This is a genomic window from Leptothoe kymatousa TAU-MAC 1615, assembly GCF_018739865.1.
Lineage (GTDB): Bacteria > Cyanobacteriota > Cyanobacteriia > Phormidesmidales > Phormidesmidaceae > Leptothoe > Leptothoe kymatousa.
The window spans coordinates 774,894-789,113 of sequence record NZ_JADOER010000004.1 but is presented as its reverse complement, the minus strand read 5'-3'; the positions used below and the strand labels follow the sequence as shown (position 1 = coordinate 789,113).

Annotated in this window: 15 protein-coding genes; 9 read left to right on the top strand and 6 right to left on the bottom strand. The window is 52.7% G+C overall.

Translation table 11 applies throughout. The features are described 5' to 3' along the window. Positions 1 to 184 precede the first annotated feature (184 nt). Positions 185 to 1,105 (top strand): septal ring lytic transglycosylase RlpA family protein, encoded by a 921-nt coding sequence (locus IXB28_RS16525; RefSeq protein ID WP_246559626.1) that lies wholly within the window; start codon positions 185 to 187, stop codon positions 1,103 to 1,105. Positions 1,106 to 1,208: 103 nt separating this feature from the next. Beyond that, a complete protein-coding gene (locus tag IXB28_RS05730; RefSeq protein ID WP_215617573.1) occupies positions 1,209 to 2,765 on the top strand; it encodes a bifunctional pantoate--beta-alanine ligase/(d)CMP kinase in 1,557 nt (518 codons plus the stop codon). Between the two features lie 587 nt (positions 2,766 to 3,352). Here IXB28_RS05730 and IXB28_RS05725 read toward each other — a convergent pair. Further along, positions 3,353 to 4,117: a YebC/PmpR family DNA-binding transcriptional regulator gene (locus IXB28_RS05725; RefSeq protein WP_215617572.1), complete on the bottom strand. Its 765-nt coding sequence runs from the start codon at positions 4,115 to 4,117 to the stop codon at positions 3,353 to 3,355. 67 nt (positions 4,118 to 4,184) lie between these two features. Continuing rightward, entirely contained in the window at positions 4,185 to 5,207 is a 1,023-nt protein-coding gene (locus tag IXB28_RS05720) for a glucokinase (protein ID WP_215617571.1), read from the bottom strand. A gap of 46 nt (positions 5,208 to 5,253) precedes the next feature. Between IXB28_RS05720 and cofH the strand changes: the two genes are divergently transcribed. Next, complete coding sequence (gene cofH, locus IXB28_RS05715; RefSeq protein WP_215617570.1) at positions 5,254 to 6,426, top strand: 7,8-didemethyl-8-hydroxy-5-deazariboflavin synthase subunit CofH; 1,173 nt, start codon at positions 5,254 to 5,256, stop codon at positions 6,424 to 6,426. 31 nt (positions 6,427 to 6,457) lie between these two features. Here the strand turns inward: cofH and IXB28_RS05710 are convergent, their stop codons facing one another. Next, positions 6,458 to 6,655, bottom strand: a complete 198-nt coding sequence (locus IXB28_RS05710; RefSeq protein WP_215617569.1) for a hypothetical protein — start codon at positions 6,653 to 6,655, stop codon at positions 6,458 to 6,460. Between the two features lie 102 nt (positions 6,656 to 6,757). Between IXB28_RS05710 and IXB28_RS05705 the strand changes: the two genes are divergently transcribed. Both IXB28_RS05705 and IXB28_RS05700 read left to right on the top strand, forming a co-directional pair. Next, a complete protein-coding gene (locus tag IXB28_RS05705; protein WP_215617568.1) occupies positions 6,758 to 7,480 on the top strand; it encodes a hypothetical protein in 723 nt (240 codons plus the stop codon). Further along, positions 7,401 to 8,255 (top strand): alpha/beta fold hydrolase, encoded by an 855-nt coding sequence (locus IXB28_RS05700; protein ID WP_215617567.1) that lies wholly within the window; start codon positions 7,401 to 7,403, stop codon positions 8,253 to 8,255. Before IXB28_RS05705 ends, IXB28_RS05700 begins: the two co-directional genes overlap by 80 nt. A 95-nt stretch (positions 8,256 to 8,350) precedes the next feature. On the opposite strand, the gene IXB28_RS05695 is transcribed toward IXB28_RS05700, so the two are convergent. From IXB28_RS05695 to IXB28_RS05685, 3 genes are all read right to left on the bottom strand, one after another. Then, a complete protein-coding gene (locus IXB28_RS05695; protein ID WP_215617566.1) occupies positions 8,351 to 8,725 on the bottom strand; it encodes a hypothetical protein in 375 nt (124 codons plus the stop codon). A gap of 58 nt (positions 8,726 to 8,783) precedes the next feature. Further along, positions 8,784 to 9,809 carry an alpha/beta hydrolase gene (locus IXB28_RS05690; RefSeq protein ID WP_215617565.1) on the bottom strand — a complete coding sequence of 342 codons (1,026 nt, stop codon included), beginning with the start codon at positions 9,807 to 9,809 and terminating at the stop codon, positions 8,784 to 8,786. A gap of 96 nt (positions 9,810 to 9,905) precedes the next feature. Continuing rightward, complete coding sequence (locus tag IXB28_RS05685; protein WP_215617564.1) at positions 9,906 to 10,205, bottom strand: hypothetical protein; 300 nt, start codon at positions 10,203 to 10,205, stop codon at positions 9,906 to 9,908. A 149-nt stretch (positions 10,206 to 10,354) separates the two neighbouring features. On the opposite strand from IXB28_RS05685, the gene IXB28_RS05680 reads away from it, so the two are divergent. The 4 genes from IXB28_RS05680 to IXB28_RS05665 all read left to right on the top strand — a co-directional run bounded on the left by IXB28_RS05680 (position 10,355) and on the right by IXB28_RS05665 (position 14,191). Continuing rightward, complete coding sequence (locus IXB28_RS05680; RefSeq protein ID WP_215617563.1) at positions 10,355 to 10,861, top strand: DUF1499 domain-containing protein; 507 nt, start codon at positions 10,355 to 10,357, stop codon at positions 10,859 to 10,861. A gap of 28 nt (positions 10,862 to 10,889) precedes the next feature. Next, positions 10,890 to 11,738 (top strand): GNAT family N-acetyltransferase, encoded by an 849-nt coding sequence (locus IXB28_RS05675; RefSeq protein WP_407659173.1) that lies wholly within the window; start codon positions 10,890 to 10,892, stop codon positions 11,736 to 11,738. A gap of 82 nt (positions 11,739 to 11,820) precedes the next feature. Beyond that, on the top strand, positions 11,821 to 13,467 hold the full coding sequence (gene crtI, locus IXB28_RS05670; RefSeq protein ID WP_215617562.1) for a phytoene desaturase family protein: 1,647 nt from the start codon (positions 11,821 to 11,823) through the stop codon (positions 13,465 to 13,467). Between the two features lie 508 nt (positions 13,468 to 13,975). Then, the gene (locus IXB28_RS05665) at positions 13,976 to 14,191 is read left to right on the top strand and encodes a hypothetical protein (RefSeq protein WP_215617561.1); all 216 of its coding nucleotides are present in this window, start codon (positions 13,976 to 13,978) and stop codon (positions 14,189 to 14,191) included. The last annotated feature ends 29 nt before the right edge of the window (positions 14,192 to 14,220 follow it).

Here is a 14,220-nt window from a genome sequence, read left to right as displayed (position 1 = left end):
GCCCGTTAACACGGACAAAACTAGTGATCCAAATCGCAAATTCTTCGTGATAGATTAGACCGCATTGCAATTTTGTTTTTTTGTCCGCGATGCATTGTCATCTTGAAGCTGCCCAATTCAATCACTTGAATCCGCTACTTCTCGCTCTGCGATGTAAACGCTTATGCTTAGTGCGATCCTGTTTATGAGCAAACGGTTACTCGGCGGCATTGTCGCAACAGTTTTACTATCGTCTGTTGCCTCTCCATCCGCCCGCGCCAATGCGCAAACGCTTGAGTCGAATCAAAATGATCCACTTCAGGTTTCAGTTACCCAAGAGTCTTTAACGCCGACTTCTGATAAAGCGCTTCAGCATCCCACATGGTCGGCAACTACCGCGCGCGTCAATGCCTATCCCCTCGAAAATCGGCAGGCGGCTACGGTCTATGTCAAAAATATTCCTGTCCTAACCTACGTTGGCGATGCTGAGACAGCAGATATCGTCTCTGGATGGTTAGTGGAACCCGCAACCGAAAGCAACGTGACCGTTGCGAATGCGGTTGAAATGGCGATCAAGCTAGAGCAAATAGCGAGCGAGCCCGTCGAATTTACCGCCCGCTGGCACGAAGACAATTACTTGGTAATGGCAGGTGATCAGCCTTTGGTGACCCTAGGGGACAGCGTTCAGCTACCGGCGGCCACCGATAATGACGCAGAGAACGTGCTCCAGGTGACCAATCGACTGCGCCGTCTTATCAGCGACAGTGAGCCGGTGACCGAAGTAATTGGCAGACCTGCCCCACCACCACCGGTACAGCAGGTGGCCGCAGTGCGCTCCAGTGCTAGTGGCATGGCCTCCTGGTATGGCCCTGGTTTCCACGGTCGCACAAGTGCCAGTGGCGAAGCGTTTAACCAATACGCCATGACCGCCGCCCACCGCACCTTGCCCTTTGGCACCCAGGTGAGGGTCACCAACTTGAATAATGGTCAACAGGTGGTTGTCCGCATTAACGATCGCGGTCCCTATAGCCACGGACGCATCATTGACCTATCGGCTGGAGCGGCTAGCGTCATCGGTCTACAGTCAGCGGGCGTGGGACCTGTACAAATTGAGGTGCTAAATTAGGCCCTGATTTTGCTTACGTAGCCTTATTTTTTCCCCGGTGCACCGACGGCTATAGCTGTCTGCTATCGTTAAACCTTGTGTTTAGCGAGGTGCCTGGGGAATTTTGCGTTTATTAAAAACGGTGGAGGGGCTACGGTGCTGGCTAAATCGGCAGTCGGGGTCTGTGGGATTAGTGCCCACCATGGGAGCGCTACACCAGGGTCACCTTAGCTTGATAAACCGGGCTCGCCGGGACAACGACCTTGTGGTTGTCAGCATTTTTGTTAATCCGTTGCAATTTGGGCCCAATGAAGATTTAGCCGCCTATCCTCGGACGTTAGAGATCGATGCCCAGCTCTGTGCAACGGCTGGGGTAGACTGCATTTTTGCCCCCAAAGCCGAGGCCCTCTACGGCTCCCAGTTTGGGAAAGCCACAGCCCTATGTAACGTCGAGCCCCCAGCGGCGCTAACCCATCAACTGTGTGGCAAATTCCGCCCCGGTCACTTCAATGGGGTGGCCACTGTCGTCACCAAACTCCTTAGCCTGGTCAGACCCCAGCGCTCCTACTTTGGGCAAAAGGACGCTCAGCAGCTGGCCATTATCCGCCGCCTGGTCAAGGATTTAAGCCTGCCAGGGGACGTGATTGGCTGCCCCATCGTCAGGGAAATTGATGGCCTTGCCCTAAGTTCTAGAAATAAATATCTAACCGGGCAAGAACGTCAACAAGCAGTTATACTCTATCGGGGGTTAAGGAGCGCTGAGCAAAAGTTTAAAGAAATGGGGATGCGATCGCAACATTCCCTAACTAGCATCGTCTTGCAGTACTTAGAAGCGGCACCTGCTATCACGCCCCAGTACGTTGAACTGGTGGATCCGTACTCCCTTGCCCCATTAGATGAGATTGAGACCGTTGGTATGTTGGCAGTAGCAGCATTTGTAGGCACCACTCGACTAATTGATAACGTTGTGCTTCGGGCACGACAACCGATTATCGCCATTGACGGTCCGGCTGGGGCAGGTAAATCCACCGTCGCCAGACAGTTGGCCCAACAGTTGGGGCTGCTATACCTCGATACCGGAGCCATGTATCGAGCTTTCACCTGGTATGTCCTCTCCCAGGACTGCGACCCCGCTGATGAAGTTGCGGTGGCCGAACTCCTGTCCAAGTGCACCATTAAGCTCACCGCCACCCCATCGGAGCAAACGCCCCAGCCGCCCGAAGTTTGGGTCAATGAAACCGCTGTAACCCAAGCCATTCGAACCCCCGAAGTCACGGCCAATGTTTCCACCATTGCAGCCCAGGGAGCCGTACGTCAGGCCCTGGTGAAACAGCAAATGCAATATGGCTTGGCGGGCGGTGTTGTTGCCGATGGCCGAGATATTGGCACCCATGTTTTTCCCAATGCGGAGCTAAAGATCTTTTTAACCGCATCGGTGGAAGAGCGCGCCCGTCGCCGCCAGCGAGATTTAGCCCACCAAGGTCAAGCAATTCCAGAACTGGCAGACCTAGCCCAGGCCATTAGCGAGCGCGATCACAAAGACAGCACCCGGGAAATTTCCCCCCTACGCCAGGCAGAAGATGCCATTGAAGTTATTACGGATCAACTCACCATTGAAGGGGTCTTAGATAAGCTATCGGCCCTCTACCAGGAGAAAGTTGTTACCGCTGCTGAAGACTAGGCCAGGGTAACAACAGGTCTGACCAGAAGGGCCAACAGGTCCTTGGTATCGGACCCAACAGAGTCTTTGTAAGAAGGACCAACAGGTCAGTCAAAGGGGCCAAGACACCTGCAGCTAGGCTAATAGCGCCTTATAAAGGGCCAGAGTTGCAGAAAGGCACCTGACAACATTTAGGGGTGAATATACGTACAATAGCGCAGGGTTTCAGGGGTATTGACGGTCTAAATTAGGTATTTCCGAGGAAGCTTTTGCTAAAGCTTCGAGTAAAAATAGAGTTAATTCTGAAGAACGCGTGCAAGGCTACTAATCATCCGAGGGGGCATTTTGGGTGATTGATTTAAATCTTGTTTATTGCGTTTTACAGGTGAGCTGTCTGACCCTGGGGGCTTTATAGGGTCAGACATTTTTCTTTTTAAAGGCGATTTAGCCTAAAAGGCGATTTAGTCCAAAAGGCACTTTAGCCAACAGGGCTCTCCCAGTGAGTCCCAACAAATTGCTGAGACAAGATTGTTACCCACTGCCAATCTTTTGATAACAGAAAGCTGACCGTCGCCGCTCGAAAGCATGGAACGATCTGTGGCCTCAGCCTACAACACAGCGGCTAAAATCTCTTCTTTCATATCAAAATTGGCCGTAACAGATTGCACATCATCCAAATCTTCGAGGGTATCCATCATCTTTAACAGAGACTTGGCCTGGTCAGAGTCGGTGACCTCCACCGTATTGCTAGGAACCCAGCGGATTTCAATATCCTTAACTTGGTAACGTTCGAGTTTGAGATGATTGCTCAAACCTTCTAAATCACCGGGTAAACAAAACACCTCTGCCCCAGGCATATCCTCATCTACTTCGGTGAGTTCATAGGAATCTGCGCCGCCTTCTAGGGCCGCTTCCAAAAGCGTATCTTCATCCACGGCTCCCGTGACTACAACGACTCCCCTTTGGTCGAACATCCAGCCCACACAGCCGGTTTCTCCCAGGTTGCCGCCGTTTTTACTAAAGGCCGCCCGCAAATCGGCAGCCGTGCGATTGCGGTTATCGGTCAGGGCTTCCACCAATACGGCCACCCCACCGGGGCCATAGCCCTCATAGCGAATGGATTCTAGGTCGCCATCGCTGCCCAGCTTCCCCGTACCTTTGGCAATGGCGCGGTCAATGTTGTCATTGGGCACACCGGCAGATTTTGCCTTATCAATGGCGGTGCGCAGCTGAAAGTTACCATCAGGGTCGCCGCCGCCCTGTTTTGCCGCCACGATAATTTCCCGCGACAGCTTGGCAAATACTTTGCCCTTTACCGCGTCTACCCGCGCTTTTTGGCGTTTAATGTTGGCCCATTTACTATGACCTGCCATAGAGTCTTAGTTGTTCTACACTAGCCCCCTATTGTAGCGATAAGTTTTGAAAGGAAATCGGAAAGCTTTACACAATCTGACTAGCCCGTAGGGCAGCGCCAATCAGCCCTACACTTTGGTTGGTCACAAGATGGACTGGCACCTTGTCTAGGAGGGGACTCATGCGCCCTTTGTGGCTAAAGGCAGAGAGAAAACTACCATCTCGAATCAGGGCCATATTTTTGGCCGTCACCCCACCAGCCACATAGAGGCCACCATAGGGCAACAGTTTGAGGGCAAGATTCCCAGCGGCGGCCCCATAGGCATCAATGAAAATTTCCATGGTGCGCCCCGCCAGCCGATCGGTATTGGCGGCTTTGGAGATGGCCGCGGCGGGATCTGGCAAATCACTGCGATTACCGGCCCCTTGCTCCCAGGTGCGAACGATCTGTCCTAACTCCTCCGACTCGGTGATGATATTGCGATCGCGCAAAAACTGATAGATGGATATAATGCCCTGGCCAGACACCACCCGCTCCACAGACACTCGGGAAATGGAATGTTTTTCGAGCAAATAGTGCAGCAGCTGAAATTCTAGTTCCGAGCGAGGGGCAAAATCCGCATGCCCCCCCTCCGATGGAAACACCTGGTACTGGCCACCAAAATTAATCAAAAATCCTTGTCCCAGCCCCGTGCCAGCACCAATAATGGCAATGGGTGCGTCGGCATTTGGCACACCTGCCTGGAGTGTATGCATGTCCATGGACTGCAGTCCCAAAACGCCATAGCCCACCGCCGCAAAGTCGTTGATCAGGTCCACCTGATCGAGACCGAGCTCTTCGGCAATGCGATCGCCACCGAGGGACCAGGCTAAATTCGTCAGCTGGGAACGATTGTTGACCACGGGACCGGCAATGGCAAAACAGGCCGTTTGCGGCCGGGGTTGACCGGGGGCAGCCGCTAGAAAATCCTTAACCATGGGCACCAAATCGGCATAGTCCCCACTCACATAGCGATCTTCATATAGGGTTTCTTGACCGCCGCCGCCGAAAGACACTAACCGCAAGATAGTTTTTGTACCGCCAATATCGCCCGCTAGTAGCTGCATCATAAAGAGTTCAAAATAAAGTTAATCAATATCGACTGGAACGAGTTTAATGTCCCCCAAAATTACCAGCCCCATAGCCGACATTTTAGACCGAGCCTTGGACGGTCAGGACATTTCTCCAGAGGATGGGGTCACCCTGTTGCATCAAACCGAACCCGCCGCCATCGAAAAGATTCGGGCGGCGGCCGACGCCCTGCGGCAACAACAGACAGGGGAAACGGTGACCTATATCGTCAACCGCAATATTAATTACACCAATATCTGTGAACAGCACTGTAGCTTCTGTGCCTTTCGCCGCGATGAAGGCCAGCCCGGCGCCTACTGGCTCGACTGGGACACCATGCTAGAAAAAGCAAGCGCTGCCGTTGCTGTCGGGGCTACAGAAATTTGTATGCAGGGGGGGCTGAACCCTACTGCCAAAATTAACGGCGGCAGTCTGGCCTATTATGAGCGCTTAGTCACCACCATCAAAGATAAATTCCCAGCCCTACACATCCATGCCTTTTCGCCCCAGGAAGTGCAGTTTATTGCCCGGGAAGACAACCTGGATTTTGCCACCGTGATCCAGGCCCTGGCTCAGGCTGGCGTGGGCTCACTGCCGGGAACCGCCGCTGAGGTACTGGACGACCGGGTACGCCGGATACTGTGTCCAGAAAAACTTGACACCGACACCTGGCTGACCATCGTCAAATTAGCCCACCGGCTCAATATGCCCACCACCAGTACCCTGCTGTCGGGGCACATTGAAACCGTGGAGCAGCAAATTGGCCACTTGGAGCAGCTGCGCCAGCTACAGCAGGCATCCCTGGCCGCTGGCACCACCGGCATTACGGAATTTATTTTGCTGCCGTTTGTGGGGCAAGAAGCCCCCGCCCCCCTGCGGAAGCGGGTGGGCCGCGACCAGCCAATAATCGCAGAGGCGCTTTTACTGACGGCGGTGGCCAGAATTTATCTGGGTCAATGGATTAGAAACCACCAGCCTAGCTGGGTCAAGCTGGGATTGGCGGGAGCGACTGAAGCGCTGCGGTGGGGTTGCAATGATATAGGGGGCACCCTAATGGAGGAGCATATTACCTCCATGGCGGGGGCCCAGGGAGGCACCTGTCAATCGGCAGAGGATTTAGTGGGTGCGATCGCCACACTCAATCGTCCCAGCCAACAGCGAGACACTTTGTATAACAAAGTATCGACACCCACCCCATTACAGATCCAACCCAATTAGACATCTAATTATTAATAGACGCATCCAATCATTACGTTTGCCCAAAGTTATTTCCACCGGTCATTGACCTTTGTACAGTGGTTAATGGGTTTAAGACTCTACTTTTTAACTCAATTGCCCCCAGATAAATACCGTTCAATCCGTTTGCCAGCATTTCAATACTCGAAATAATGCTCGGAATCATGCCATCTGCCAAGGTCATACCAGGCAGTAAACGCCACTGGCTCAATGCATCCCCCAATTAACAACGGCAATTTACCCATGGGCATAGCTCACATTATCCGCAACATTAAAACCTTATTTTTCCAGTCCCAACTGTTTTCCCCAGTGCATGTTCAAACTGATCAGCATTTTGCCTGTCGCTAAGCAGCAGCAGCTTCGTACATATCTCCAGAAAAACCGCGCTCTTCTAAAATTAGACACCTCTAGCTATGGTGTAGGTCGCCAGCGCTACTGGTTAGAACATGAGCCAATTTTAGGCAGCGGCGGCAGACACTACCAGCGCGCTACCCAAAACGAGCAATTCTGGCATTTTTGCCAGATCATCTACCAGCGCGCCAGCAGCATTGCCATGCCGAACAGCACAGCGGCCAAGCCCGATTTAGGCCTGGTGGCCTATGGCAAAGTGGGCATCCGTTCCCATCGGGATGATCCCTATGCCGCCTGCCCCGCAGTCAGCATTAACCTATCCACAACCCCCACCCAATGGGGCTATACCCCCAGCTATAGCGACTACGATAAACGCCATGCCAAGCGGGCCAAAGAAGGCATATACCATCTGCCGCCGGGGGCCATTGTCATGTTCAATAGCCAAAACCCCCACCGGGTCATCAATCCCGACCCCGAACGCTGGTCCATTAATTTATGGCAAATTGCCCCAGCCTGTCGCCCCTACTTCGAACGCTATCTGGCCAAGAATTCGCTAGCCCACAATAATGCGGTAAGCTTTTTCCCACAGGTGGGAGAAAAATATCATGGCCAACAGCGAGCAAAAGGACTTACGAGTTGGGACTCTGAACTGGGTTTATCGCGAACTCATCCCCGATACTCCTAACAACAAGCCCCCTGTGGTGATGCTCCATGGCCTGGTGTGCCAAAGCTATAGCTGGCGAGATGTGATGCCAGCCCTGGGGGAATATGGATTTCGCAGCATCGCCCCCGACTGGATTGGCCACGGCTCTTCGTCTAAACCAGACATTCGCCAGTTTGACTACAAACAAGAGACCTATATCCAAGCCCTCAGCGACTACCTAGATGCCCTGGAGCTAGACCGATTTTCCTTGGTTGTCCAAGGTTTTTTAGGGGTGACGGGGCTGCTATATGCGGCCCAAAATCCTGACAAAATTGAACGTCTGATCATCTTGAATACGCCCCTGCCGCCCACAGCGGACCTTCCCTTTCGGGTAAAAATGATGGGCTGGCCCTTTGTGGGGGATATGATGACCCAGGATCCGCTGCTGGTAGACCGCACATTGGAAGGGGCTGGACCTTACCAGGTGGCCGATGAAGACCTAGATATTTATAGACGACCTTTTCTCAAAAGCTCTGATGTGGGCCGCGCCTTAATGTGGACGATTCGAGCGATGAAGGTCCCACAAATTACAGAGCAAATTGCCCAGGGGTTTGCAGACTGGCAGCCCCCCACTTTAGTGGCCTGGGGCCAATCGGATCCATGGCTATCGGCTGAGGGTGCCAAAGACTTTGCCAACGGTTTGGCCAATGGTGACTATGTTGGCTTAGATCAAGTGGGTCACTATGCCCAAGAAGACTGGGCCGAAAAAGTCAGCGAAGCCATCGTTCCATTTTTAAGGCAGCAGGACATGCTGTAGGGCTACGTGAGTGAAAAACAACATTTACTCGCAGCGGCTGAACAGCCTACAAGTTAGGCCTTCAGGGTTAAATAGCCGTGGCAGCTTGTGACAGATTACTCTCTATCGGAAAGTTGTTCTCTAAACTCGGCCAGTAGGGAGGCCTGTTCTTCTTGCAAACTATTCAGCCGATTTAAGATTGTTTCTAATTTTTGGTCTGGCGAGGGGTCCCGAACGGTTGTTTTGTGAAATAACCAGCGGCCTAAGGAAAAAGGAGAACGGCCAATTTCTTTGAGGATGCGGCGGACTAGCTGCCCCGCGAGGGAAACGCCCACCTGCAAACCAATAACCATGAGGATTGCGATCGCACCCAGCCAGTAGGGATGGTGCAGCCCCCACAAAACCGCCGTTTCCGTCGGGGTCAACAGTGCGTCTGCCAACGGTTGAAATAACTGTTGAGAGAACAATCGTTGTGCCAAACCACCCATCATCGTTTCCCAGCCACATCTATGCCCTAGGGCATCACCATAATTTTATCGACAAGCACCCTTACTGTTGCTGCAACCGCTGACGGTATTGCAATTCACGCTTAACAGCGATACTCCACTTGTCCACCAGGGTCATCATAGCAGGCATATCACGGGACACCTTATCGCCCCAGCCCAGCTCAGCTACCACCGATTTAAAGGTGCGCCGTTTGCTCATGCGGTAGGCAATTTCTTCCACCTCATGCCAGGTCAAATTGCTATTAATATTTGCCTTGGCCATTACCGTCAATAGGCTGGTATATCGATTCCCCTCCGCCTCGGTCATCATCGTGTGGGGAATATCCAACACCCGCGAAAAGCTATGGTACCAACAGTAGGGTTGCTGCTCTAGGGCGGCGTCAAAAAAGCGCTGGTGATCAAAATTATTGACCGCGCGATCGCTTTCACTGGACACCATAAAAATCGGCGCAATGGGAGCCTGCTTCACACGCTTAAAGTTATAGTCGGCAATGCGCAGCACCGCCCGCAGCGCAGCCAGCTCAAACCCCGGATAGCTTGGCCCCATGAGTTTTTCCCACTCAAAATAAGTATCCACATGTTTAACAAACAGATCGATCACTTTGCTGCTGGCACTAAAATAGGGCGCAAACAAAATTGCCCGATGAATATCATCAGCCTTTTCCATCGCCAACCAGGTGGCCAACGTGCCCCCACCGGACAAGCCCCCCACAATCACCTGAGCACCAAAGCGTTTCGCAATTTTGAGCCATTGCAAACCAAACTTAAGATATAGCCGAGGATTGTCCGTTAACGGCGGCGGATTACTGGGCCCCCATTTCCCCGCGATGCCATGGCCTGGCAGCAGCGGCACAATCACGTTATAGCCCTGTTTGTAGAGATCCTGGGCCATGGGAATAAACTGATACGGCCCCGCGGTAAACCCATGGAAAAACAGACATACCTTATCCGTCGGTTGGCTATGGAACAAAAAATACGATCGACAGAGATTGTCAATCAGCGACATTTCAGATTCTCGAGCCGATATTTTACTCTCGAGAACCTCTTTTAGGGTTAAGTAGTCCGCCATAGCAACACGATGTCTGGGCACAGTGGCATACTACCGCTCATACTTAGTCAATTCCCCAAGATTGCGGGGTTGCTTAACAATAGTGGTGGTTAACACCTATTCCTGGGGGGGGGCCTCCTCCGTTGTTTTTTCTTCAGGGGATGTTTTTACATCAGCATTGTTGGTTACCAACAGCAGGGCGCCGCTGCCGTCAACGCTACAGGAGCCCTTTTCATCCTCCGCTTCTGCCATGGACCATAAAATCAAAAACGTGCCATCTTCCATGGCCCTGGCAGGTTCTAACTGCGGTGTACGCTCGGGGGCAACCAGCGCCGCGTAACAGGGCCGAGCGACGGCCTCAACCTCCTGGGGGATTTTGAGTTTTTTGGCCCCACAGCCCCCCATGCTAAGCAACAAAGGGAAGAGCCACAGGCACCAGAGCCTCTTGGCTAGGGGGACCTGAGGGTAGGGGGGAGATATCCTTGAGCGCAGCATTCCTTAAATCGTTAACCCCCTTACAATTAGTAGGCGTCATAGCAGCTTACACAACTTGTACACCCCACACTATGCAATTATTTCGCTTATTTCTGCCCCTATTAGTATCCGTTTGCTTAGTATTCACCAGTTCTCCGGCCATGGCCTCACCGGTGGCAGTTTTACCGGGGCTCAATGGGGTCTTTACGGGCACATCCCCAGCCGATATCGGTGTCCAGAATAATCAGCTGCTGGATTGTCCCCCATCCCCCAACTGCGTCAGCAGCAGTGCCAAGGACGAGGAACATTTTATTGCCCCCCTTACCTACACCACGAACCGCGACGCCGTGCGGGATAAATTGGTGGCCGTGCTTCAAAATCAACCCCGTACCGAAATTATTGACCAAACGGATGATTACATTTTGGTGGAGTTCACCAGCAAGCTCATGGGCTTTGTGGACGATACCGAATTTTATTTTCTGCCCGATGACCAAGGCATTGCCATGCGTTCGGCGGCTCGTCTGGGGGAATCCGATCTAGGCGTCAATCGTCGTCGTCTAGAGCAGTTTCGCCTGGCATTGCAAAGCTTGGGAGCGTAAGAAACTTAGGAGCTGAAAGCCTGTGGCTGTGACATCTGATCGCTATCTCATTCGCCCCATGACTCGCCCCGAATTGGATATTGCGATCGCATGGGCCGCCGCCGAAGGCTGGAATCCGGGGCTTCACGATGCCGACTGTTTTTATCTAGCGGACCCCGCTGGTTTTCTGATGGGTTTTCTCGATGGGGAGCCCATCGCGTCTATTGCTGCGGTTCAGTACGGCGACGGGTTTGGCTTTATCGGGTTTTATATAGTCAAACCTGGGTATCGCGGCCAGGGCTACGGCTTTGCCCTGTGGCAAGCGGCCCTGGACTATCTGCAAGGGCGAAACATTGGCCTAGATGGTGTCGTTGCTCAGCAAGATAACTATCGTAAGTCGGGCTTTCAGCTGGCCCACCGCAATATTCGCTACCAAGGAACCGCCCCGGCCACTGACGCCACCAGCCGCTGTGTGTCCCTAGCCAGCATTTCTTCCAATTTAGTTATTGACTACGATCGCCAATTTTTTCCCGATGAACGCGGAGAATTTATCCAGAAGTGGGGTAGTCATCCGGCACATTATGCCGTGGGGATGGTCCACGAGGCCAAACTGGTGGGCTACGGAGTGCTGCGCCCTTGCGAGCAGGGGTATAAACTTGGGCCTTTGTTTGCCGATGGCGCTGCGATCGCAGCCGAAATTTTCCACACCCTAGTGGCCCAGGTGCCCGTGGGAGAACTTTTCTATCTAGACGTCCCCGAGCCCAATAGTGCCGCCGTCGCCCTAGCTCAGCAAAACGGCATGACCTATGTGTTTGAAACCGCCCGCATGTATACCCAAACAGCCCCCAACTTACCCCTAGACAATATCTTTGGCATCACGACCTTTGAACTGGGTTAACGAATCCATGGGAAACTCCACCCCTGCAGCGCTACAATACTAGAAATATTAAGTGTTCGTTACATTGGGACGGGAGTTGGTTATGGGTCGTAAGCAGGCCATCGTAATTGGGGCAGGCATTGGTGGACTGGCCATGGGTATCCGCCTCCAGAGCCTAGGGTTTGACACCACCATCGTAGAAATGCTGGATGCTCCCGGTGGCCGTGGCTATGTGCGCAGAGCGGATGGTTTTACCTTTGATATGGGCCCCACCGTCATTACGGTGCCCCACTTTATCGAAGAACTGTTCTCCCTGGAGCGCGACCAGGCTGACCTCACCTCCCCCGACTTCCCCGACGGGATTGTTGACGAAAGCAAGCGAATCAAATCCGGCATTACCAGCGGCCCCAACACAAGTCGCTACGTCAAAATTGTGCCGGTCTTGCCCTTCTACCGCATCTATTTTGATGATGGCACCTTCTTCGACTACGACAGCGACCCCGAAAACACCCAACGCCAGATTTTAGAACTGGGTGAACCGGGCGACTGGGAAGGCTACCAACGTTTCCATACCGCGGCCAAAGCGGTCTTCGATCGCGGCTTTCTAGAGCTGGGCTATACCCACTTCGGCACCGTTGGCGACATGCTTCGGGTGGTGCCCGAACTGCTCAAGCTCGATGCGGTGCGCTCCCTATTTAGCTTTACCAGCAAATATTTTAAGAGCGACAAGCTGCGCCAGGTATTTAGCTTCGAACCCCTGCTGGTGGGCGGCAACCCCCTATCGGTGCCCGGCATCTATGCCATGATCCACTTTGTAGAAAGCACCTGGGGCATTCACTTTGCCATGGGCGGCACCGGGGCCCTGGTGAGTGGCTTTGTCAAAAAGTTTGAAGACCTCGGCGGCAAGGTCATTTATAACTCCAAGGTGGAGAAGATTAATGTCGTTAAGGAAAACGGCAAGAAAATCGTTAAGGGCATTACCCTAGCCAACGGCACAGAAATGGCCGCCGAAGCCGTTGTCTCCAACGCTGATTGGGCCGCCACCTACGGCAAAATGATTGAGCCCAAATATCGTTTCTGGAACAGCGATCTGCGGGTCAAGGTCACCCAGCAGTCCATGTCGGCATTTGTTCTGTACCTGGGCTTTAAGGCCGACGGCAACGAAGATGCCAAGCTGCGGCACCACAACATTATCCTCGGCCCCCGTTACGAGGAACTCCTAAAAGATATCTTTGGCCGCAAAATTATGCCCAAAGACTATTCCCAATATGTGCACCTGCCCACCTTGACCGATCCATCCCTGGCCCCCGAGGGTCACCACGCCGCCTACATTTTGGTGCCGGTTCCCCACAATGGCTCGGGACTGGACTGGGATGACATGGGCGACAAACTTAAGGACAAAGTTCTCACCTACATGGATGAGCGAGGGTTTCTGCCCAACATTAAGGAGCGTTTGGTCCACTGTAGCTACATTACGCCAGACTATTTCGAGAAAACACTGGATGCCCGTCTGGGCAATGCTTTTGGCCCTGAGCCTTTGCTGGTCCAGTCGGCATTCTTCCGCCCCCACAATCGCAGTGAAGACATTAATAACCTGTATATCGTGGGTGCGGGCACACAGCCCGGTGCGGGCACACCCAGCGTGATGATGTCTGCAAAAATGACCGCGCGGCTGGTGGCTGAAGACTTTGACATTGCCCCCGAAGTGGTGGGCGGCGCACCTGAGACAAAAGCGGCTTCTCTCGTCTAAGCTGCTGACCCATCATTTAGTGCAAGCGACAGGGCTGTTGGGCCCTGTCGCTTTTTTATTGGTATCGACAATGCGATCGCGCCGCCCAGGGGGTTGCACCTAAATAAATCCCCCTACTGGCGCCCTTTGCCTGGATGTTTATTGTTGCCCTGCCCCCTCACTCTCTCCATATTCAGTGAATCTATGTACGTAAGCTTGTCCAATAGCGTAAAGAAAAGCTAAGAGTGATTACCTATTTTTGGAAACCAGGGCATTATCAAAACAGATCATCATAATTAAAAAACAATAACAATATCGCTACCAATTGAGGAGATAACCCAATCGGCATTATCCCCCTCACCTTCTGATTTGGATAGACAACACCATGTCAAGGGTAGACAGCGATATGGCAATGTTTAGGCGCATCAACCACCCATAGGCGATCGAAATGAGGAGTTTATATTTTTAGGGTGATTTAGGGGGAACCTGGATCATCGTCTTGATCTTTCTGACTCTACAAGGAGTTCCCATGACACTTTTTCCAGCAATTATCGTTTTCGCGATTGTCTTTCTCTCGTTTTCCAAGAAAGTTCTCTCCCAGCCAGACGATTCACGGGATTTTGTGCGCCCTAAAGGTGCAAGGTCAGAGGCATTGCTAGATCCGAATGCGGCTCTACTTAAGTATGAACTGTTGCAGCGCGGCTTAGAGAAAAAAGCCCAGCGCGCTAAGCTGCCAGAATATTAGACAGCTATCCAGTCCGTAGCACCATGTAT

Excerpts from the sequence above, each read along its gene's own strand:
- cofH (WP_215617570.1), top strand. The coding sequence starts at position 5,254 with ATGTCCCCCAAAATTACCAGCCCCATAGCCGACATTTTAGACCGAGCC.
- IXB28_RS05720 (WP_215617571.1), bottom strand. The coding sequence starts at position 5,207 with ATGATGCAGCTACTAGCGGGCGATATTGGCGGTACAAAAACTATCTTG.
- IXB28_RS05665 (WP_215617561.1), top strand. The coding sequence starts at position 13,976 with ATGACACTTTTTCCAGCAATTATCGTTTTCGCGATTGTCTTTCTCTCG.
- IXB28_RS05725 (WP_215617572.1), bottom strand. The coding sequence starts at position 4,117 with ATGGCAGGTCATAGTAAATGGGCCAACATTAAACGCCAAAAAGCGCGG.
- IXB28_RS05705 (WP_215617568.1), top strand. The coding sequence starts at position 6,758 with ATGTTCAAACTGATCAGCATTTTGCCTGTCGCTAAGCAGCAGCAGCTT.
- crtI (WP_215617562.1), top strand. The coding sequence starts at position 11,821 with ATGGGTCGTAAGCAGGCCATCGTAATTGGGGCAGGCATTGGTGGACTG.
- IXB28_RS05695 (WP_215617566.1), bottom strand. The coding sequence starts at position 8,725 with ATGATGGGTGGTTTGGCACAACGATTGTTCTCTCAACAGTTATTTCAA.
- IXB28_RS05690 (WP_215617565.1), bottom strand. The coding sequence starts at position 9,809 with ATGGCGGACTACTTAACCCTAAAAGAGGTTCTCGAGAGTAAAATATCG.
- IXB28_RS05700 (WP_215617567.1), top strand. The coding sequence starts at position 7,401 with ATGGCCAACAGCGAGCAAAAGGACTTACGAGTTGGGACTCTGAACTGG.
- IXB28_RS05680 (WP_215617563.1), top strand. The coding sequence starts at position 10,355 with ATGCAATTATTTCGCTTATTTCTGCCCCTATTAGTATCCGTTTGCTTA.
- IXB28_RS16525 (WP_246559626.1), top strand. The coding sequence starts at position 185 with ATGAGCAAACGGTTACTCGGCGGCATTGTCGCAACAGTTTTACTATCG.